Consider the following 20,633-nt stretch of genomic DNA (forward strand, 5'->3'; position numbering starts at 1 on the left):
CAGCCCATTAGTAGAGCTGGATAAGCTATTTAAACGTCACTCAAACTATAATTGCTGCTGCGGTGACTCAATGGTTGCATAAATGGCTGTTGAGCCATCTTTGTTAAGCTGCATCACTTTATACGGCATAAATTTATCTTGATATTCCATACCAGGGCTACCAACTGGCATCCCAGGTACGGCAAGACCGATCGCATCACTTGGTGGGTTTTTTAGGAACTGTGCCATATATTTGGCAGGGACATGACCTTCAAATACGTAGCCGTCAGTAGTGACAGCGGTATGACAAGAGCGCATCTGCTGCGGTACGCTGTAGCGCTCTTTAAACAAGGACAAATCTTCGACGTTCTGTGCGGTTGCATTTAGGCCATGACCTTCGGCATAACCGACCCATTCTTTACAGCAGCCACAATTGGCATCTTTATAAACGGTGACTGAGATATTTTTTAGGATAGTTGGCTGGGTGTCTGAATGAGCACTGACAGGCATTATTTCCGCTTTTGGTTGCTCTGTTTGCGCGGTTTGCGTAGCGGTAGTTGGCTCAGTCGCTGGTGTTGAGTCAGCAGCAGCGTTAGGTTGACTACAAGCCGCTAATAATAGTGAAGATGTCATCATCACTAAAAGAACACGACCAGATAACCGGTTGTGTTCACTAGAAAATATATTGGTATAGCGTCTCATAAAATCACTCCTGAGCATTTATCTGACGATCAAATTTATAAAAATTAAAGCCGTAACACTGACCAAAGTGGTATTGGTAAAGCTTAAAACTCAAATCGCAAAAGGCAGCACTCTTGAGTACTGCATTTCTTACGAATAATCAATGTTGCATGCCGGATCCATCACCAGACATATCCATCTCACCATCAAATGACATGTCCAACACATCATCGTCTATCCTAGTCGTTAGCATGGTGTACTGATTTTCATCTAAGTCAGGTAACGATCTGATAAAAGCAACCATTGCCCACATTCTATCGTCATCGTGCGAAGCGCCCCATGCTGGCATACCTGATGCCATAATGCCGTGTTTGATGGCCCAAAAAGCTTGCTGAGCACCGGCATCGGTCTTATAGCGTTTAACCAAGTCAACATTGGTAAAACTTGGCGGCTTAGGATATAAACTGGCGCTAAAATCAGTGCTTTCCACCCCAGGAGACAAGTGACACCCTGCACACATATCTTTGTAATCGGCACCGCCCGAGCTGATCATTTCTGTCTTTTCTAAGTTGGGAACCGTAATGTCCTTACTAGCATTCGCTATTGAACGCGTGCGGGCAGTCTCTAAAAAATTGTAAACTAGCGGACTATGGGCTTGATCAGCGCCGATATTTATCACACCACTAGTCACTACAATAAAAATACCCACAATCGCGACAAAGACGGTAAACAGTATTCCTAGTAAAAACTTCATAGGTTTGTCCTAAAAATCCATTTTTGTTAATATCCAATTACTGCTCGACAAAACCATCTAACAATAATATTGAATTTCTACGATCCACTTCTATAAGATCAATGCCTAAGAGTCACTTTTACTAGTAACACAGTGCTTTTGATACATCGCTTTCATTTTGCTCATGTTGGTCATCATGGCTTTCATAGCAGGATCGTTCATATCCATTTTGCTATGATCCATTTTTCCCATCATATCCATGTGTTTTTCCATCTTTTCGCAGTTCATCTGATCTTTCTGCGCATGCATTTTTGGGTCATGTGCCAAAGCTGACGTTGAAACAACTAAGGCTATAGCAGTGGCTACGATTGATTTAGATAGTGGCATTGATTTGAATAATGACATGGTAAATCCTTATTTGATTTGGTATAAAGTCAAAAAATCTTTGGGGTGTTAAGTTATTTTAAAGCATACTTCATTGATTCTGACAGAGAGATGACAGCAAGATTACAATATTGTCATCTTGCTGTTTTTAGTTTTTAATGTTGCTTGTATTCATTTAGTATTGAGGCAGCATTAGAATCACGATCACGTCCATACTTATCTACGAAATACTTTTCAGACTGTAGATGTTGATCTTTGTGTTCGATCTCACAAGCCACTCTAGCATCGATATAGCTTTTCATTTGGGCGCTAGAAAGCTGAGCATCGTTATGATCCAAGTTTTTTGCAAAGTCAGTAACAGCGTCGCAGTTATTGATGACTGAAGTACTTAGATCAGTAGTATGCGCATTAGCAGTGGTAATACCGATAAGTACAGATACCGATAGCAATACTGCTTTTTTGAATGAACCGTGAATTTTCATATAAAACCTCTTTTGTAAGTTATTAGGCGTTTAAATTGATTACCTGTGAAAATAATTCGTAGTAGCTAGATATTAGGAACGAGCAACTATGTTTCATTCATATAGATTAGCAAATGAAGACTGACAATCTGATTACGAGTACATGACATTTTTGTCAGTTACAAAACGTTTTTGTCATCTATATTGATTAGGATGTCAAATAATCATAATCGTATTGAGGGGTTACTATGAAAATACTGCTGGTAGAAGACGAGTTGAAGCTTGGCGAGTATATAAAAAAAGGCTTAACGGAAGCTGGGTTTATTGTGGATCATCACATAACAGGTTTAGATGGCTATCATGCATTGATGACGGAAGAATTTAGCGTGATACTGATGGATGTCATGCTACCTGATGTTAGTGGCTTTGAGCTGGTGCGCAATTACCGAGAGGCAGGTAAGCGTACTCCCGTGCTCTTTCTAACGGCAAAAGATGGCTTAAGTGACAAAATAAAAGGGATTGAGATTGGGGGCGATGATTATTTAACCAAGCCTTTTGCGTTTGCAGAATTGATCGTTAGAATCAAAAGCTTATTACGACGTGCCAATCAATCCGATTATCAAAGTACGATTATGCAAATAGCAGATCTTAAAATGGACATTGCCAAGCGCACTGTGCATAGAAAAGACAGGGCTATTAAGCTCACGGCAAAAGAGTTCTCATTATTACAGTTTCTATTAGATCGCCGAGGTGAGGTGCTACCGCGCTCAGTCATCGCCTCTCAAGTATGGGATATGAATTTTGAAAATGATACCAATGTGATTGATGTGGCGATAAGGCGTCTTCGCATAAAAATAGATGATGAGCATGAGGCGAAGCTGATTCATACTGTGCGTGGTATGGGTTACCGATTGGAGGCACTAGCTACTGAAGTCCAAAGTGGTGCGGACGGAGACTATTCTAAATAGCATGAACTATAAACTCAAAAATCGGCGCTGGTCATTGCTATGGCGAACTATTTTCTTATTGACAGTCTTCGTTATCATCTCTCAGGTCATCATCTATGCGTGGGTGCAGCGCTCTGTGAGTGGACACTTTGAGCAAATGGACTCAGAGATTATCACCCATGCGGCTTTTAACCTGCGCAAACGCATGATTGATGTTAACGATCACATAGAACCATTCACAGTGTCAAAGTCCCAATCACTCATTAATGACAATCACTTGCATTCCTCTTGGCTAGATTATGATTTAAAAACCTTAGTAGCAGATAAAAAAGGCAAATTATTATCCAGTGACCCTAGTAATTTCATTCATAATTTACCGCCCGATTTTAGCTTGTTATCACTATGGCAGGATCATCACGATCAGCAGTTTATGATCAAGATAAATAATAGGCATTACCGAGCAATTATTATTCCAAATCAAGAGGTTTTGGCGTTTATTGCATTACCTATCGATGTGCATCATCAATATCTTATCCAGTTCAATCGCCAGCTGAGCTTGATACTTACTGCCATCACCTTATTATTAGTTTCAGTAGCGGCATTAAGTGTTTATTGGGGTTTTGCTCCTCTGGCCACTATCGTACAAAAAATGAAAGGCATAAACCTCCAAAGGTTAGACGAAAGAGTTGGGGTTGACGATATGCCGTTAGAACTGCGGCCACTAGCAGAGTCTTATAATTCGATGATGGTCAAGCTTGAAAGCAACTTTGAATCTTTGTCTCGGTTTTCAGACAATATTGCCCATGAGCTACGTACGCCAATAGCGACACTGAGTACACAAACGCAGGTCATGTTAACTAAGCCAAGAGAAGGCGACGAATATATCGAGCAGCTACATCATCAGCATGATACGTTAGAGCAGTTATCCGCCATGATTAACAATATGCTGCTACTGGCAAAAACCCAAAAAGGATTAAGTGACTCGCAAATCAGTCACGTGGATACAGACAGCTTAATCACAAAGCTCGTTGATTACTATGAAATGATTGCAGAAGATCGAGGGATAACTTTTGAGAAATCAGGTAAGTTCGAAAGAGTATTAGGTGATGAAGGCTTATTGCAACGGCTGTTTGCCAACCTGATGTCAAATGCGATTTATTATGCAGCTAGTGATAGTACTATCATGATATCCGCTACCGTCTTCACCTCAACCACCTCACTTAATGTAGCAGAAGACGAGGTTCGACCCTCAAAGCAGCCATGGTTGAGACTAACGATAACCAATCGTTTAGACAAACCGTTAGATCAGAGTCAAGCCGATAAATTATTCGAGCGATTTTATCGTCATGATAAAACTAGCCATAAGTATGCAGGTACAGGGTTGGGATTATCTATCGTGCAGGCTATCGCTAATGCACATAAAGGTACGGTTGGTATCACTATCAAAGATGAGTATTTTTTTGAGGTTACTGTAAGATTATTGATGGCTTAACAAGGTAAATCAAAAGAAGATAAACTCAAAACGTTGTTGTCAAAAACTCAATATCGGAGTATTTGCAAGTGTAGTCCAGAACCGTTTCTTCAATGCATTCGAAAAATCGTTAAGATCTAAACTACGGCTGAAATGCCTGACTGTTTTTTCGAAATTATAGCACCCCATTTCTACAGTAATTTATTCCGATATTACTTTGATGAGTTAATAATTCGCTTAATCAGTAATTTCTGAAAAATTTAAGTATAAAATACGTACATTAAAACCATAAAAAATGATTGAATTCTATACTTAACCAGTGACCAAAATTGATATTCATGTTGCTATAAACTCCTTTAAAAGACGCTAAACGTCACACCGATAAATCCTTTACACCCCTTTATTTGTATAGTATGGTAGGTTGTTATACATTAATATAACTTAATGAAATATGGTGGTTCTAGCCTCCGAAGCCGAGGGTCGTGGGTTCGATTCCCGCCGAGCGCACCAATCATTATATTTCACCTTTCCTTAGCATGACATCCACTATCTGCTACAGATAAGTACCTAGCAAGGTAATACTTCTAAGTGCTGGCATTTCTGTGTCCATATACTTTATAGAAGCCTACTCTGCCTCTTGCAAATTGGCAGTCAGTTGAGCACGGCTGGGTACACGGTGATAATTGATCACTGGTACATCTCCTAGACGGCGCTGACTTGCGGCAACCTTCTTATCAATGGTAATCATCGCAACCTTTTTACCTTGTTTGCTAATAAGCAAATGATTCACCTTACGGGCAACGTTGTAATCAGGGAAATACTGCTTTAATAATGCGGATGTCTTGTGCAAGGCATCATTAGATGTTGTTTTTTTTGACTGGTTACCACTCTTTTTGCTTATCTTTACTCCGCGGGACTTTGCAATAAACCACAAGATTGCAATGACCGCAAACAGTATGACAAGCCACCAAATTCCGTCTATCATAAGAAAAAATATCCATTATTAGCAAGGGTTGGCTCATGTTAGCAGAATTATCACCAGCGTTAATAGCAGAAGTAAAACGTGCAGCAAAACTGTTGGCAGCACAATCACGTATCTGTATCTTGACTGGGGCTGGCATCTCAGCAGAGAGCGGCATCCCTACGTTTCGAGACAAACAAACAGGACTGTGGGAAAACTACGGTGTCGAAGACTTAGCCACACCTGAAGCCTTTATGCGTGATCCAGAGCTAGTATGGTCATGGTATCAGTGGCGCAGACAGATAGTCGCAGACAAAGTACCTAACCCAGCACATCATGCGCTGGCCCAGTGGCAGTATCATGCACAAACCTCCGAGCAAGAAGTGACCCTTATCACCCAAAATGTCGATGATTTGCATGAGCAAGCAGGCAGTACGCTCACTCACTTACACGGTCATCTATGGCGCAATCGTTGTGGACAGTGTGAGATACCCTACCAAGATCAATTAAGAGCATCATACGATGGCCAAGATACTGTAAGTTTTGAAGATGAGCTGATTACTTGTCCACATTGCAACGGCTATATTAGACCAGATATTGTATGGTTCGGAGAGACGTTGCCCGCGCAGGCGTGGGAGACTGCAGAAAAAGCAGCTGCCAAATGTGATGTGTTTATTAGTATCGGTACCTCAAGCTTGGTCTACCCTGCTGCTGGGTTATCACAGTTAGCCAAACAAAACGGCGCGCAACTCATTGAGATAAACCCCGACCCAACACCCAATACCATAGTCGATATCACATTAGCAGAAAAGGCTGGCGTCATATTGCCGTTACTTATAGAAGAGATTATGTCTTTATAATAGCTACTACTGATAAATATTATTGCGGGATAAACAATAAAAAAGGCTTAACGATTTATAAAAACCGTTAAGCCTTCTCAACTAAAAAGACGCTATAAAGCTTAGTTCAACGCCAAATCAACTTTTGCTAAGTAGGCGTCTTTTAGCTCGTCACTGATGAACGCAGATCTAAAAGAGTTCTTTACCAATTTGACAATATCTTCTTCTGTGATTGGTAGATTCTCATGTAGATTGATAAAGTTTTGGTTCACGTAGCCTTTGAAATACGCAGGGTCATCTGAGTTGACACTGATATTGAGACCATAGTCTAAGAGCTCTTTGATATTGTGCTCTTTATAAGTATCAAACACTCTCAATTCGATGTTTGAGTTTGGGCAAACAGTCAACGGCATCTGCTCATCTTTGAGCCTTTGCATCAGCTCTGGGCTCTTTATAGACTGTACACCATGATCGATTCTATTGATATTTAGCAGATCTAGTGCTTCGTAGATATATGAAAAGTCCGCTTCTTCGCCTGCATGTGCCACCAATTTAAAGCCTTCTTCTTTGGCTTTTTTGAAGACTTCTTTGAACTTCGATGGTGGGTTGCCTAATTCTGATGAGTCCAGACCGACCCCGATGATGTCGTCTTTGTAGGCTAGTGCTTGCTCTAGGGTCTCAAATGCCTCTTCTTGCGATAGATGGCGCAAGAAACACATGATGATGCAAGAAGTGATGCCATACTTTTCTTTGGCGTCTGCTAATGCTTCTTTGATACCTGTGATTACCGCATCAAATGGCACGCCTCGCTCTGTATGTGTCTGCGGATCAAAAAATATCTCTGTATGAACGATATTGTCTTCGACACACTTCAAAATATATTCCCACGTCAAATCGTAGAAATCGTCTTTGGTGAGTAATACATTTGCACCCGCATAGTAGATATCTAAAAAACTTTGCAGATTGGTGAAGTTGTAAGCAGCGCGCACGTCTTCTATATCTTTGTAAGGAATTTCCACATTGTTCTTTTTGGCCAGTCTGAACATCAGCTCAGGCTCCAATGACCCTTCAATATGTAGGTGTAGCTCAGCTTTTGGTAGTTTCTTTATTAATTCAATCATAGTATTCCAATAATGGTGTTATCGAGACGTGCTTGTCATCAATGCTATATATTCTTGTACTGTATTCCAACCGCACATATATCAGGCATTATTTATTGCTAGAAGCTCTATTTTAGCATCAAAATCATATCGCCTAAAACAAAACCCTTTGTTTATACCCTTTGCTTGTATAAATCAAGCAGTCTCTCTATTTGTAGAGCCAACTGCTACGTGTAAAGCCTACAAGTCACTGCTATTTTAAAAATACCACCGTATCAGACAGCTCATTGCCTGCTGGGTCATGTTCGAGCTGATAATACTGACGCAGTAGCTGTCCTACCTCATCGAGTAAGTCAGCCAAACTCTCTTCTGTTTTTTGACTGGCAATACCTGATACTGCCTTTTCGCACATGGCACGCCAGACAGTCGGGCTAACGTGAGCACTAATACCGCGGTCAGCGACAATCTCTAGCTGATGCTCACAGATATTGACGTAAATCAGCACGCCTGTGTTTTCTTCAGTATCCCAGACGCGATACTCACTGAATAAATCAATCGCACGCTCGCGGCAATCCATGTGATAGGCATCTTGAATAGGCAAGTGGTTTTCTACAATCAAAAAAACCTCACCGCGGTGTCCAAGCTCAGCTCGTGTCACTGCTTCTGTGAGACGTGCCCGAGCTGCTGCTGTTAGCCACTTACTGTGTAGTAAAGGAACAAACAAGACCTGGCGCCACCAGCGAGCAAAGCTGGATGTCGAGCTAGAAGTTGAAACGGAGTTTGTAGCATGGTTTTCTGCCATTATATTGTTTCCTCAAATACATCGTTCTAATGGTTGTTTTGGTCTATTGTATGGAGCTTAATGGGCACTTACCACGAGCCACCAGCGCCGCCGCCGCCAAAACCACCACCGCCGCCGCCGAAGCCGCCGCCACCAAAACCACCACCGCCAAAGCCGCCACCACTTCCACCGCCCATACCAGGTAAGAAGATCATACCACCTCTGCGTCCACCTTTACCGCCGCCGCCTTTACCACCACCGCCGCCACGCGAAATCAAGAACATCCATATAAATATCGCCATGATCAGCGTCATAAAAAAGCCGCCGCCTAATGCCAACGAACCAGCAAAAAATCCACCTGCCGTGACAATCGAGCCAAATACTCGGCCTAGGATATTGGTGATAAAGCTACCAAATATCATCGCCATGATAAATAAGAAAATAGGAGATGGCATCTCCTCTGAACTTTGCTGAGCGCTACGCTCTGCAGCTTGTGCATCAGCACGTGCGAGCACTTCAGGATCAGCGCTCAGACGTGTTTTGAGCGCATCCACACCTGACAGTATCCCACCACCATAGTTGTTCTGTTTAAATAGTGGTGTGATATCTTCTCTAATAATACGGTTGACTGCTGCGTCTGGGAGCACACCCTCCAGTCCATAACCAGTTAAGATATACATATCACGATCGTTGACTGCGACGACGATGAGCAAGCCATCATCGATAGCGTCATCACCCAGCTCCCATTTCTCTGCAACCTGCAAAGCATAATCAAATATAGGTAAGCCATTGGTCGTCGGTACGATGACAACTGCTGCTTGAGCCAACCCTTGCTGATAGATATTTCTCAGCTGCGCCTCTAAGCGCTGTTTTTCTTGTGGATTTAGGATATTGGCCTGATCGACAACTGGCTCATTGAGTATGAGTTTATCGGCATCGACGCTCTGGGCGCTTGAAGTTACTGGTGGTTGAGCTTGTGCCTCAGCTGTTGCCTCATCATTCGCCGCGCTTGGATTGATCGCATCATTACCTAAGACCGCACCATTAATAGCATCATTATTCAACACTGCATCATTGATGGCTTCGTTGGACTCTCCTGCTTTTGCAATGGCTACCAGATCTTCAACGCTACGGTTTTGTAGATTTGAGCTACTATCTGTCGCAGCAGCACTGCCAACATCATCGCCTGGTGCAGCATGTAGCACTGATGTTCCACCAATGCTCAGTGTCAACAATAATGCTGATAAGATTGCTTTTGAATTATTCATCTAATCTATACCACCTCAAATGACATTTTTACAGATTGATAGACATTAGCTAGGCGTCATTACGTCATCAGCTAAATAAATAGAGCGGCATACACCGCTCTATTTTGTATATTTTTAACCAGTACTACTCTGCTGCTGTAGAATCTCCAAAGTCGACACTGGGTGCAGTCGAGATAGCTTCCTCATTAGCAACACTAAAGTTTGGCTTGGTATCCATGCCAAATACTTTTGCCGTGATATTGGTTGGGAACTGGCGCACCGTTGTATTGTAACCTTGTACTTCCTGGATGTAGCGATTACGAGATACGGCAATGCGGTTTTCTGTACCCTCTAACTGCGCCTGCAGATCTTGGAACAACGCATCTGATTTTAGTTCAGGATATCGCTCAGATACCGCCATTAAACGTGACAGCGCGCCAGTCATCTGCTCTTGCGCCGCAGCGTAACGCTCCATCGCTTCTGGGTCGTTCAGCACTTCAGGTGTCACAGTAATACCGCCAGCACGTGAGCGAGCTTCAGCTACTTGGGTGAAGACCTCTTGCTCTTGCTCAGCATACTGCTGTACAACCTTGACTAAGTTTGGCACCAAATCACTGCGACGCTGATATTGGTTGACCACTTCTGACCACGACGCTGTTACTTGTTCATCTTGCGCCTGTAAGTTGTTATAACCACAACCGCTTAGACCAACCGTAGAGGTTGTCAATAGTGCTGCTAGCAACATCGGCTTCATAATTGATTTGCGCGTCATCTTTGTTTCTCCTAATAATGATAAATAACAAATATCTAATAACCCATTTTTAATAATTTTTGCGTATATGTCCCAATAATCATCGAGCAGTCACATATGTTTTGTATTTTGTATCGAGGCGACTGTTTATAAGCAGTCAAAATACAATATGCGCAAAACCCGTTACTCTTATCGACGATCTTATTGGCAGCCACATCGATAACTTCCATATATCGATAGCTTCTATATATTGGTAATCCGCTAACAATGTCGATAGCTTACAGGATGTCATGATAATAATGGCGCTATCGCAAAGCTTTTACAATTGACCGTTACCAAAACACAACCACGTACGTCACCAGTTATCTGATTTTGCGACTGTACATAGATTGGTAGGTTAGTAAACTGGTTCAAATAGACGAAAAGTTGTATGTATACAAACAATTATTTATATCCAAACCAAAACTTGCTGATGTATCTGTCAAATAAAATTCGAATATATCTGCTCTCTACAAAGAAATTTCTAGTAATTAGCATAAAAATATGGCAAATTGCAGTTACGTAGCCGTACGGTTTGAATACATTTGGTAGTGGACTTATAGTTTGATACGTATTAGCGAGTTGGTAGCTGAGACATAAAAACGTCAACCAGCCACCAAATCTTTTCTAATGCTATCAATTCGCCATATCAGCAGTGTAGTCAATCGTAATGGCTCATAGCAAATTGAATACCATCGTCATGACGAGTATTTAATTATATAACCGCCTGTTTTATCCGCGGGTTAACTGATGACTCATCTCATTCATAGCGTGATGATAGGACACCGCACGAATTGATGCTGTATAACATTTACAAACGCAGCTGATATTAATGCTATCGACGATAAGTACTCTGCACATGGTTTTATTGTCGATAAGCCAAGCGGATAAATACAGACAACTACAGTCCATTTTTGGTGGCTAAGCACGTATGAGACTTAACTAATAAAGATATGAGTCAATGCAGATAATTTAACTGCTTAACTTAGATAAGTAAGTTAACCAGTTAATTTACTCCTAGCATACAGAGCCACCTCAAGACAGTACTAGGAATATATATATGGAAGGTTTAGTTAACTTAGTAAATGGAATTATCTGGAGCCCAGCACTGATCTATCTGTGTTTGGGTGCTGGTCTATTCTATTCCATCATGACGCGCTTCGTTCAGGTGCGTCTATTCGGTGAAATGATCAAACTCCTATTCACTGGTAAATCTAGTGCACAAGGTATTTCATCATTTCAGGCACTAGCCGTTTCCCTCGCAGGACGTGTGGGTATGGGTAACATCGCTGGGGTAGCTGCTGCTATCGGCTTCGGTGGCCCAGGTGCTGTATTCTGGATGTGGGTTGTGGCCTTCTTAGGCGCATCTACTGCCTACGTCGAGTCTACCCTTGCACAGATTTATAAAGAAAAAGATGTGGTAACTGGCGAATATCGCGGTGGCCCTGCTTATTACTTTGAGCGTGCCCTTGGTCAAAAGTGGTACGGCATCCTCTTCGCAATCTCTTCTATCTTAGCTTGTGGTATGTTCCTACCTGGTGTACAGGCGAACGGTGTTATCAGTGCGTTTGCACAGGTAATGGGCGAAGGTACGATCATGAACGTTGGTGGCCTAGAAGTTGGCTCTATGCGTTTAGTAGCACTAGCTATTATCTTAGTCGTACTAGGTATCATCATCTTTGGTGGTATTAAGCGTATTGCAACCTTTACCGAGTACGCCGTACCTTTCATGGCACTTGGCTATATCGTTCTAGCGTTGATCATCATGTTCGCTAACTTCAGCATGATCCCACAAGTATTTGGTATGATTGTTGGTGATGCGTTCACTGCACAAGCAGGTTTTGGTGCAGCGATTGGTTGGGGTGTAAAACGTGGTATCTACTCTAACGAAGCGGGTCAAGGTACAGGTCCTCACGCTGCTGCTGCTGCTGAAGTTGAGCATCCATCACAGCAGGGTCTGGTTCAGGCATTCTCAGTATATGTTGATACACTGTTAGTATGTTCTGCTACTGCCTTTATGATCCTAACGATGGGTACATACAACATCCAAGGTACGCTACCTGATGGTCAGTTCATCGTTCAAAACGTTGCAGCGACTACTGAAATCAACGCGCCTGCCTTTACGCAGATGGCAATGGAATCAGTATACGGCTCATTCGGTGATACCTTTATCGCTGTCGCTGTATTCTTCTTTGCCTTTACAACTATCCTAGCTTATTACTACATCGCTGAAGTAAACGTCACTTACTTGACTCGCTTCATCGGTCGCGGTGCGCACAAAACAGGTCTATTCTTGGTTAAGATCTTGATCATGGCGATGGTTGCTTATGGTGGTCTAAACTCAGCTGGTTACATCTGGGCAATTGGTGATATCGGTGTTGGTCTTATGGCTTGGCTTAACATTGTTGGTATTTTGGTTATCTTCATTGTGGCACGTCCAACCCTTACCATGCTTAAAGACTACGAAGCACAGCGTAAAGCTGGCGTAAAACGCTATAGTTTTGATCCTGCTAAATTTGGTATCAAAAATGCACCTTATTGGGAAGAGCGTCATCTAGAAGAGCAAAAAAGAATGAATGCAGATCCACTACGCAAATAACATATACGTAGATAATACGCATAGTATGTTTTAGAGTAGGTACTGCTCACTCTAATAAAAAGCCCGAGGCAATAGTCTCGGGCTTTTTTGTTGTCTTATTTTCGTACATACCGTTGTGACGACTATTGCAGTAGGTTTAGATAAGTTTAAACCTTAACCGTATGCAAACTTTACTCTGATAGTAGCCTTATCTGATAAAACGTTTCTTAATAATAATTGCTTTCAGTAGCCCAACGAGTAGCCTACTCTTTTATGCTTATATCAGAAAAACTGCTCATCTTTTCCTAGAGTGACAGCAACGCCAAGTATTTTTCTGGTATGTGCTCTTGTCATCTAAACACTCAAAGCACTTTCGTAGCTTTTTTATTATCAGATTGCGCTTTAGTTGTTTGAGGCGTGACGACTATTTCCTTATCTTGCAGGTTCATTATCTTATAAGTACAAAAAAGCCTAGCACTATGGCTAGGCTTTCTCTGTAAAATTAGTTCTATGGTTCAACGTTATCAAATGTTAATCATAAAACTAACCTACATTACAAAATAGTTTACTCAGGCATCAACACTGCATCGATAGTATGTACTACGCCGTTTGTCGCCATGATGTCTGTACCAGTTATGTTTGCTGTACCACCAGTAGCATCGGTAATCACGTTATCTTCGCTGATAGAGATTGTGTTGCCATTCGCGGTTTCAATATCAGTACCATAAGGGATATCAGCAGCTTGAACTTCCATTGCTACGACATGGTAAGGAAGTACTGTTTTTAATAGGTCTGTATTGGCCAACAACTCTTCTTTGGTCACACCTAGTTTTTCTAGTACAGGAGCAAATGCATCATCGGTTGGTGCAAATACAGTGTACTTAGTGTCTTCCATTAGCATGCTGTCAAGACCAGCTGCTTGTAGCGCTGCTGTTAGGATGGTTAGGTTTTCGTTACCTGCTGCTAGCTCTGCGATGGTTTGCGTCGCTTCCATATCCATATCGTCTGCCATTGGCTCTGCTTCAACCATTGGATCAGTCTCTACAACAGGCTCCATAGCCACTTCTTCAGTGGTAACTTCAGGCTCAACTGGCTCAGCAACGGTTTCAGTATCGTTACAGGCTGCTAGTGACATGGCTGCTGTTACGACTGCGATAGATAATAGGTTCTTCTTTAACATGGGTATTTCCTTTTATATAATTGGGTGCGTCATTTATTTAACAATGGATTGTTTTCAATAAATATAACAGTGACTGATATATTGTAAATATGACCAATCAATCAGTCATAATGTTATGTCCGCTATATCAATAACTACAATTCTAACGGTTTCATTTTTAATTGATACTTACTTAAGTAGTGGCACTGTATCAATCACGTATATAGCATTATCAACTTGTATATTGGTTATTGCGATATTTGAAATACGAACACGTTTCTGAACATCAATACTTACAAGATACATCTGTCATAATGGTTAAATAATCGTTGTCAGTTCTTTCCTAAATCTTAAAACAGCTATTATTCGATGATAAATTCATCAAATAATAGCTGTCTACTACTCAAGCCTTACTATAAAATTTGAGTGTTTTTACTGGTCTTATTTAGGTAGTAGTACTCTATCGATAACATGTACAACACCATTAGTGGCTGCAATATCAGTTTTTACGATATTAGCAGTACGGCCGTTTTCATCCATCAGTTTACCTTGGTTGGTAACCATCAATGTATCTTTGCTTGCAGTCATGACGTTGCCTGGCTTGACGTCTTTGGCATACATCGCCATGTCGCTACTAACTACGTGGTAGCCCAAAACTTTCGTTAGCAATGGCTTATTGGCAAACAACTGCGCTTTGGTCATGCCTGTTTCTTGCAATGCTTGCATGAATGCAGCATTGGTTGGTGCAAATACAGTATAGTGTGCGTTAGGATCAGATAGCATGCCTGTTAGACCTGCTGCTTGTACCGCTTCTACCAATACTGAAAAATCAGAGTTACCCTGAGCAACCTGTACGACGTTCATTTTTGCCATGTTTTGGCTGTGCATTGGTGCTTTCATGTCTGCGCTTTGTGCTGGCATCATATTATTACAGGCGCTTAGACCAGCAACAGAAATGGCTAGTGTACCGATAGTAGCAAGTTTGGTTAATTTCATAACATTATCCTTAATGATTGAGTATTTATTAGCTATAGTTTTACAGGTCACATTCGCTTCTTATACAAGCTGCTTGTTTTATATAGTAACTTGAACTACTACCTCATATTGATACGAGAATACCTGTCAGAGCTACTTAAGCAGTGATTTTTACTTATAAGCAAAACTTACGAAGACCTTATCTTTCTGAAATCAAATTAACATTTATAAGACAACTATCAACCTGCCTTTACGCAACTTTTTGTAGTACAGGTGTAAACTCTGTCGCACTTGTAAGAACAACCGTTGACTTTCATTTGCAAAACCAAAGCTTTATGTAATCTCTAAGCGAAATGATATTCATTTGTTCTTATTTTCTATACGACATAGAATCGATATCATGCTGTAAGCAGTGCCACAGCCAAACTGCTTGTCTATGGCAAAAGTAGAATAGGCAGTATCCACGTGGGCGATATGTTTCATGCTAGAATAATGCAAATTTGCCTACCCCTCTTTATGAGATTTTGTACTCTATTTATTTGTTATTCCTTCCTTTTATAATATTGACGATATAAGCAGCGCTACTATGACTCAAACGATGACCTCACAGACTTCTTCTCACTCTGACATTACTTCTAGCCCGTCATCTGCTGATGACTTTATTCTGACACCGCCTGCTGTCTTTCCTTATAAAGAGCAGCAACTGACGGCACGCGACCGTATCATCGAGCAAATGACATCACGAATTCTGCTGTTAGATGGCGCGATGGGTACGCAGATTCAGACCTACAAGCTAGAAGAGTCTGACTATCGTGGTGAGCGCTTCGCTGATATCAACCAAGACGTACGCGGCAATAATGATCTGCTGGTGTTGACTCAGCCGCACATGATTAAAGACATTCACCATGATCATCTGTTGGCTGGTGCGGATATTATCGAGACCAATACCTTTAACGGTACGCGCCTGTCGATGGCTGACTATGACATGCAGTATTTGGTGCCTGAGCTGAACAAAACAGCAGCCAAGATTGCGCGCGCAGCGGCTGATGAGTTTACCGCCAAGACGCCTGAGAAACCGCGTTTTGTCGCTGGTGTGGTCGGTCCGACCTCACGTACGTGCTCGCTATCGCCTGATGTCAACGACCCTGCGTTTCGTAATATTACTTTTGATGAATTGGTGCTTAATTACCGTGAAGCGACCTTATGCCTGATAGAAGGTGGCGTCGATCTTATTTTGATTGAGACAATCTTTGATACGCTAAATGCCAAAGCGGCGATATTTGCGATCACAGGTGTGTTCGACGATATTGGCTTTGAGCTACCAATCATGATTTCAGGGACGATTACCGATGCGTCAGGTCGTACGCTATCTGGTCAGACGGCGGAAGCATTCTATAACTCGATTCGCCATGCCAAGCCATTGTCTGTTGGCTTTAACTGTGCGCTTGGGGCGGATGCGCTGCGCCCACATATTCAAACGCTATCGAACATCGCGGATACCTATGTCTCTGCGCACCCAAACGCGGGTCTACCCAATGAGTTTGGTGAGTATGACGAAACCGCTGAAGAGACCGCCGCCCTACTCGAAGGTTTTGCCAAAGCGGGTATCTTAAACATCGTGGGCGGCTGCTGTGGTACAACGCCTGAACATATCCGTCAAATCGCTAAAGTCGTGGCAAACTATGCGCCGCGTGTCATTCCAGAGATTGCGCCTGCCTGCCGCTTGTCAGGTCTAGAGCCATTTACCATCAATGCTGATAGCTTGTTTGTCAATGTCGGTGAGCGTACCAACGTCACAGGCTCCAAAAAATTCCTCCGTTTGATTAAGACCGAAGCCTATCTTGAGGCGCTGGATGTGGCGCGTGATCAGGTCGAGGGCGGCGCCCAAATCGTCGATATCAATATGGACGAAGGCATGCTCGACTCCAAGCAGGCGATGATTCATTTCGTCAACCTCGTCTCAGGTGAGCCAGATATCAGCCGTGTGCCGCTGATGATTGACTCGTCCAAATGGGACATCATCGAAGAAGGCCTTAAACGTACGCAAGGCAAATCTGTCGTTAACTCCATCTCGCTAAAAGAAGGTCATGCTGAGTTCGTTGAGCGTGCCAAACTGTGCATGCGTTATGGTGCCGCCGTTATCGTCATGGCGTTCGATGAAGACGGACAAGCTGACACCTACGAGCGTAAGATTGAAATATCTAAACGCAGCTATGATGTATTGGTCAACGAGGTGGGTTTCCCTTCTGAGGACATCATCTTTGACCCGAATATCTTTGCCGTCGCCACGGGTATCACTGAGCATAACAACTACGGTGCTGACTTTATTAATGCCACGCGCTGGATCACGGAAAACCTACCAAATGCGATGGTTTCGGGCGGGGTGTCCAACGTTTCGTTTAGTTTCCGTGGTAACCCGATTCGTGAAGCGATTAACTCTGTGTTCCTATTTCACGCGATCAAAAACGGTCTGACCATGGGTATCGTCAACCCAGCCATGCTCGAGCTGTATGATGATATTCCAAAAGAAGCGCGTGATGCCATCGAAGACGTCATGCTCAACCGCAACCAAGGTGAAACTGGTCAAGATGCGACTGAACGTCTAATGACGGTCGCTGAAAACTACCAAGATGGCGGCAAGAAAAAAGACAGCACCGTCGATATGAGCTGGCGTGAGGGCACAGTAGAAGAGCGCATCGCTCATGCTCTCGTCAAAGGGGTGACCACCTTTATCGAAGAAGATACCAAAGAAGCCTGGGAGAAATACCCCAAACCGCTCGAGGTCATCGAAGGGCCACTCATGGACGGTATGAATATCGTCGGTGATTTATTCGGTGCGGGTAAAATGTTCTTACCGCAAGTCGTCAAATCTGCCCGCGTGATGAAGCAGTCCGTCGCATGGCTAAACCCGTATATCGAAGCGGAAAAAGTCGAAGGCGAAGTCAAAGGCAAAATCCTCATGGCAACCGTCAAAGGCGATGTGCATGATATTGGCAAAAACATCGTCGGCGTGGTACTTGGCTGCAACGGTTACGATATCGTCGATCTGGGCGTCATGGTACCGTGCGAAACCATCCTCGATACGGCTATCAGAGAAAAAGTCGATATCATCGGTCTGTCAGGGCTGATTACCCCCAGTCTCGATGAAATGGTCTATGTCGCCAAGCAAATGCAAGAGCGCGGCATGACCCTGCCATTGATGATCGGCGGCGCAACGACATCTAAAGCGCATACGGCCGTCAAGGTCGAGCCGCAGTATCAAAACGATGCGGTCATCTATGTCTCGGATGCCTCGCGCTCAGTTGGCGTGGTGACCAAGCTGCTATCAAAAGAGCACCGTACCGCCCTCATCGATGAGACGCGCGAAGAATATATCAAAGTCCGCGAACGCCTGGCTAAGCGTCAACCAAAAGCCGCCAAGGTTACCTATGCCGAATCGGTCAAAATTGGCTTTCAATACGACTGGGAAAACTACGTGCCACCAGTGCCAAATAAGTTAGGACAAGTGATATTGGATGACTATCCAATCACTAATCTGCTGCCATACATCGACTGGACACCGTTCTTTATCTCTTGGGGTCTGACGGGCAAATACCCAAAAATCTTGCAAGATGATGTGGTCGGCGAAGCAGCCCGTGATCTGTTTGACAATGCTGACGAGCTACTACACAAAATGATTGAGGAAAAATCAATCGTAGCAAAAGGCGTGTTTAAACTCATGCCCGCTCGCCGTACTGACTCGGATACCGTCACCGTCTATGACAATGCGCCTGCTGATGGCGGCAAACCGACCTATCAGTTCGAGCACTTACGCCAGCAAAGCAACCGTTCACAAGAGGGGGCCAGCGGCAAGCCAAACTTTAGCTTGGCAGATTTTATCTCGCCATCGGATAACCATATCGATCACTTGGGCGGCTTTACCGTCTCTATCGTCGGTACAGAAGCACTCGCTGAGCAATATAAAGCAGCAGGTGATGACTACAATGCCATTATGGTACAGGCGCTGTCTGACCGTTTAGCTGAAGCCTTTGCCGAGCATCTGCATGAGCTGATCCGCAAAGACTACTGGGGCTATCAGCCGACTGAATCTCTCACCAATGATGAGATGATCAAAGAAAAATATGTCGGCATCCGCCCTGCCCCTGGCTACCCTGCTTGCCCTGAGCATACCGAAAAAGGCAAATTGTTTGACTGGCTCGGCACGGTAGAGGCAATCGGTACAACACTAACTGAAAGCTACGCGATGTGGCCTGCGTCATCGGTCAGCGGATTCTATTACTCGCATCCTGACAGTGAGTATTTCAATATTGGAAAAATCAGCCGCGATCAGTTAGAGAGCTATGCGGAGCGTAAAGGCTGGGATATAAAAACAGCTGAGAAGTGGTTAAATCCGAATTTGTAGGTTTTCAAAACTCAGTTAACGCTTAAATAATTTGTGATAATTTTTTGGCTTATTCATTTAGTATGAGTAAGCCATTTTTTATGGTGCTCTCTACTGACTATCAGCAAACTTATCGCTACGGTCATGGCAAAATACTTTTATCATTTACTAGCAATAACCGTGCTAGATTATTGTCTACTTCATTTTTCGTTATTTTGAGACAGACTATGAGTCAGATTGCATTACTCTCTAGTTGGATTGGCAAAACCTTTGCAATCTGGGCATTGGTCAGTGCTGTGCTGGGCTTTATATTTCCTACCTTCTTTGCTTCATTGGCTTTTTTGATCGTACCGATACTTGGCATCATTATGTTTGGCATGGGTATGACGCTCAAAACTGAAGATTTCCTAGAGATTGTTAAACGCCCCAAGCCTGTACTGGTCGGATTGTTGGCACAGTTCACGCTCATGCCGCTGATTGCTTACCTATTAACTGTCATCTTTAACCTTGACCCTTTAATCGCGGTCGGTGTCATCTTGGTAGGCTGTTGCCCTGGCGGTACGTCAAGTAATGTGATTACGTTTTTGGCAAAAGGCGATGTGGCACTAAGTGTGGCGATTACGTCTATCTCTACCCTACTTGCGCCCTTTTTGACCCCTATTCTATTAAATGTGTTTGCCGGTCAGCTGATCGATATCAACCTAGCCAGTATGATGATAACCATCACCAAAATCGTCATCTTGCCCATCTTACTAGGCGTTGTCTTTCATAAATTTTTGGGTAGCAAGATCGCGTTCGTCACCGAGGTATTGCCGATGGTATCGGTATTGGGTATCTCAATTATCATTGCGGCGGTAGTGGCGGTGTCTAAAGCGACCATCTTAGACAGCGGTGCCATCGTCTTTGTCGTCGTCGCTCTGCACAATATGCTGGGGTATACCTTGGGCTATGGGATCGCGCGCTTGTCTGGATTTACGGAGAAACAGCGCCGCGCCATTATGGTGGAAGTGGGCATGCAAAACTCTGGTCTAGGCGCTGCCCTTGCGGCGACGTATTTCAATCCTGTCGCCGCCTTACCGAGTGCGATATTTAGTGTGTGGCACAACTTTAGTGGAGCGTTGGTTGCGAATATTTTTGCGAAGAGAGATGCTAGGTAGAGATTTTAT

At 43.2% G+C, this 20,633-nt stretch carries 17 protein-coding genes; 6 read left to right on the top strand and 11 right to left on the bottom strand.

Annotated features, from left to right (window positions below):
* Nucleotides 1-45 precede the first annotated feature (45 nt).
* The 4 genes from AC5JP1_RS07540 to AC5JP1_RS07555 all read right to left on the bottom strand — a co-directional run bounded on the left by AC5JP1_RS07540 (nucleotide 46) and on the right by AC5JP1_RS07555 (nucleotide 2,259).
* Entirely contained in the window at nucleotides 46-681 is a 636-nt protein-coding gene (locus AC5JP1_RS07540) for a DUF411 domain-containing protein (protein ID WP_371532718.1), read from the bottom strand.
* Nucleotides 682-820: 139 nt separating this feature from the next.
* Nucleotides 821-1,414: a c-type cytochrome gene (locus AC5JP1_RS07545; RefSeq protein WP_371532719.1), complete on the bottom strand. Its 594-nt coding sequence runs from the start codon at nucleotides 1,412-1,414 to the stop codon at nucleotides 821-823.
* A 105-nt stretch (nucleotides 1,415-1,519) separates the two neighbouring features.
* Complete coding sequence (locus AC5JP1_RS07550; protein ID WP_201588556.1) at nucleotides 1,520-1,798, bottom strand: hypothetical protein; 279 nt, start codon at nucleotides 1,796-1,798, stop codon at nucleotides 1,520-1,522.
* Nucleotides 1,799-1,932: 134 nt separating this feature from the next.
* Entirely contained in the window at nucleotides 1,933-2,259 is a 327-nt protein-coding gene (locus AC5JP1_RS07555; RefSeq protein ID WP_443527190.1) for a hypothetical protein, read from the bottom strand.
* A 227-nt stretch (nucleotides 2,260-2,486) separates the two neighbouring features.
* Between AC5JP1_RS07555 and AC5JP1_RS07560 the strand changes: the two genes are divergently transcribed.
* Complete coding sequence (locus AC5JP1_RS07560; protein ID WP_493843676.1) at nucleotides 2,487-3,206, top strand: heavy metal response regulator transcription factor; 720 nt, start codon at nucleotides 2,487-2,489, stop codon at nucleotides 3,204-3,206.
* A gap of 1 nt (nucleotide 3,207) precedes the next feature.
* A complete protein-coding gene (locus AC5JP1_RS07565; protein WP_493843677.1) occupies nucleotides 3,208-4,677 on the top strand; it encodes an ATP-binding protein in 1,470 nt (489 codons plus the stop codon).
* A gap of 604 nt (nucleotides 4,678-5,281) precedes the next feature.
* Here AC5JP1_RS07565 and AC5JP1_RS07570 read toward each other — a convergent pair.
* Nucleotides 5,282-5,641: a hypothetical protein gene (locus AC5JP1_RS07570; RefSeq protein WP_493843678.1), complete on the bottom strand. Its 360-nt coding sequence runs from the start codon at nucleotides 5,639-5,641 to the stop codon at nucleotides 5,282-5,284.
* A gap of 35 nt (nucleotides 5,642-5,676) precedes the next feature.
* Between AC5JP1_RS07570 and AC5JP1_RS07575 the strand changes: the two genes are divergently transcribed.
* Entirely contained in the window at nucleotides 5,677-6,477 is an 801-nt protein-coding gene (locus tag AC5JP1_RS07575) for an NAD-dependent deacylase (RefSeq protein WP_493843679.1), read from the top strand.
* A 101-nt stretch (nucleotides 6,478-6,578) separates the two neighbouring features.
* Here the strand turns inward: AC5JP1_RS07575 and AC5JP1_RS07580 are convergent, their stop codons facing one another.
* The 4 genes from AC5JP1_RS07580 to AC5JP1_RS07595 all read right to left on the bottom strand — a co-directional run bounded on the left by AC5JP1_RS07580 (nucleotide 6,579) and on the right by AC5JP1_RS07595 (nucleotide 10,356).
* The gene (locus AC5JP1_RS07580) at nucleotides 6,579-7,577 is read right to left on the bottom strand and encodes an adenosine deaminase (RefSeq protein WP_493843680.1); all 999 of its coding nucleotides are present in this window, start codon (nucleotides 7,575-7,577) and stop codon (nucleotides 6,579-6,581) included.
* A gap of 232 nt (nucleotides 7,578-7,809) precedes the next feature.
* Entirely contained in the window at nucleotides 7,810-8,358 is a 549-nt protein-coding gene (locus tag AC5JP1_RS07585; protein ID WP_493843681.1) for a TPM domain-containing protein, read from the bottom strand.
* Nucleotides 8,359-8,426: 68 nt separating this feature from the next.
* A complete protein-coding gene (locus tag AC5JP1_RS07590) occupies nucleotides 8,427-9,605 on the bottom strand; it encodes a TPM domain-containing protein (RefSeq protein ID WP_493843682.1) in 1,179 nt (392 codons plus the stop codon).
* 124 nt (nucleotides 9,606-9,729) lie between these two features.
* Nucleotides 9,730-10,356 (bottom strand): LemA family protein, encoded by a 627-nt coding sequence (locus tag AC5JP1_RS07595; RefSeq protein ID WP_493843683.1) that lies wholly within the window; start codon nucleotides 10,354-10,356, stop codon nucleotides 9,730-9,732.
* 1,078 nt (nucleotides 10,357-11,434) lie between these two features.
* Between AC5JP1_RS07595 and AC5JP1_RS07600 the strand changes: the two genes are divergently transcribed.
* Nucleotides 11,435-12,973 carry an alanine/glycine:cation symporter family protein gene (locus AC5JP1_RS07600; RefSeq protein WP_319051746.1) on the top strand — a complete coding sequence of 513 codons (1,539 nt, stop codon included), beginning with the start codon at nucleotides 11,435-11,437 and terminating at the stop codon, nucleotides 12,971-12,973.
* Between the two features lie 544 nt (nucleotides 12,974-13,517).
* On the opposite strand, the gene AC5JP1_RS07605 is transcribed toward AC5JP1_RS07600, so the two are convergent.
* Both AC5JP1_RS07605 and AC5JP1_RS07610 read right to left on the bottom strand, forming a co-directional pair.
* Entirely contained in the window at nucleotides 13,518-14,132 is a 615-nt protein-coding gene (locus AC5JP1_RS07605) for a fasciclin domain-containing protein (protein ID WP_319051747.1), read from the bottom strand.
* A 420-nt stretch (nucleotides 14,133-14,552) separates the two neighbouring features.
* A complete protein-coding gene (locus tag AC5JP1_RS07610) occupies nucleotides 14,553-15,107 on the bottom strand; it encodes a fasciclin domain-containing protein (RefSeq protein ID WP_319051748.1) in 555 nt (184 codons plus the stop codon).
* A gap of 565 nt (nucleotides 15,108-15,672) precedes the next feature.
* Here AC5JP1_RS07610 and metH point away from each other — a divergent pair.
* Nucleotides 15,673-19,488, top strand: a complete 3,816-nt coding sequence (metH, locus tag AC5JP1_RS07615) for a methionine synthase (RefSeq protein WP_493843684.1) — start codon at nucleotides 15,673-15,675, stop codon at nucleotides 19,486-19,488.
* A 206-nt stretch (nucleotides 19,489-19,694) separates the two neighbouring features.
* Nucleotides 19,695-20,624 (top strand): bile acid:sodium symporter family protein, encoded by a 930-nt coding sequence (locus AC5JP1_RS07620; protein ID WP_493844450.1) that lies wholly within the window; start codon nucleotides 19,695-19,697, stop codon nucleotides 20,622-20,624.
* The last annotated feature ends 9 nt before the right edge of the window (nucleotides 20,625-20,633 follow it).

This window comes from Psychrobacter sp. H29, assembly GCF_059073055.1.

Excerpts from the sequence above, each read along its gene's own strand:
- AC5JP1_RS07540 (WP_371532718.1), bottom strand. The coding sequence starts at position 681 with ATGAGACGCTATACCAATATATTTTCTAGTGAACACAACCGGTTATCT.
- AC5JP1_RS07545 (WP_371532719.1), bottom strand. The coding sequence starts at position 1,414 with ATGAAGTTTTTACTAGGAATACTGTTTACCGTCTTTGTCGCGATTGTG.
- AC5JP1_RS07550 (WP_201588556.1), bottom strand. The coding sequence starts at position 1,798 with ATGTCATTATTCAAATCAATGCCACTATCTAAATCAATCGTAGCCACT.
- AC5JP1_RS07555 (WP_443527190.1), bottom strand. The coding sequence starts at position 2,259 with ATGAAAATTCACGGTTCATTCAAAAAAGCAGTATTGCTATCGGTATCT.
- AC5JP1_RS07560 (WP_493843676.1), top strand. The coding sequence starts at position 2,487 with ATGAAAATACTGCTGGTAGAAGACGAGTTGAAGCTTGGCGAGTATATA.
- AC5JP1_RS07565 (WP_493843677.1), top strand. The coding sequence starts at position 3,208 with ATGAACTATAAACTCAAAAATCGGCGCTGGTCATTGCTATGGCGAACT.
- AC5JP1_RS07570 (WP_493843678.1), bottom strand. The coding sequence starts at position 5,641 with ATGATAGACGGAATTTGGTGGCTTGTCATACTGTTTGCGGTCATTGCA.
- AC5JP1_RS07575 (WP_493843679.1), top strand. The coding sequence starts at position 5,677 with ATGTTAGCAGAATTATCACCAGCGTTAATAGCAGAAGTAAAACGTGCA.
- AC5JP1_RS07580 (WP_493843680.1), bottom strand. The coding sequence starts at position 7,577 with ATGATTGAATTAATAAAGAAACTACCAAAAGCTGAGCTACACCTACAT.
- AC5JP1_RS07585 (WP_493843681.1), bottom strand. The coding sequence starts at position 8,358 with ATGGCAGAAAACCATGCTACAAACTCCGTTTCAACTTCTAGCTCGACA.
- AC5JP1_RS07590 (WP_493843682.1), bottom strand. The coding sequence starts at position 9,605 with ATGAATAATTCAAAAGCAATCTTATCAGCATTATTGTTGACACTGAGC.
- AC5JP1_RS07595 (WP_493843683.1), bottom strand. The coding sequence starts at position 10,356 with ATGACGCGCAAATCAATTATGAAGCCGATGTTGCTAGCAGCACTATTG.
- AC5JP1_RS07600 (WP_319051746.1), top strand. The coding sequence starts at position 11,435 with ATGGAAGGTTTAGTTAACTTAGTAAATGGAATTATCTGGAGCCCAGCA.
- AC5JP1_RS07605 (WP_319051747.1), bottom strand. The coding sequence starts at position 14,132 with ATGTTAAAGAAGAACCTATTATCTATCGCAGTCGTAACAGCAGCCATG.
- AC5JP1_RS07610 (WP_319051748.1), bottom strand. The coding sequence starts at position 15,107 with ATGAAATTAACCAAACTTGCTACTATCGGTACACTAGCCATTTCTGTT.
- metH (WP_493843684.1), top strand. The coding sequence starts at position 15,673 with ATGACTCAAACGATGACCTCACAGACTTCTTCTCACTCTGACATTACT.
- AC5JP1_RS07620 (WP_493844450.1), top strand. The coding sequence starts at position 19,695 with ATGAGTCAGATTGCATTACTCTCTAGTTGGATTGGCAAAACCTTTGCA.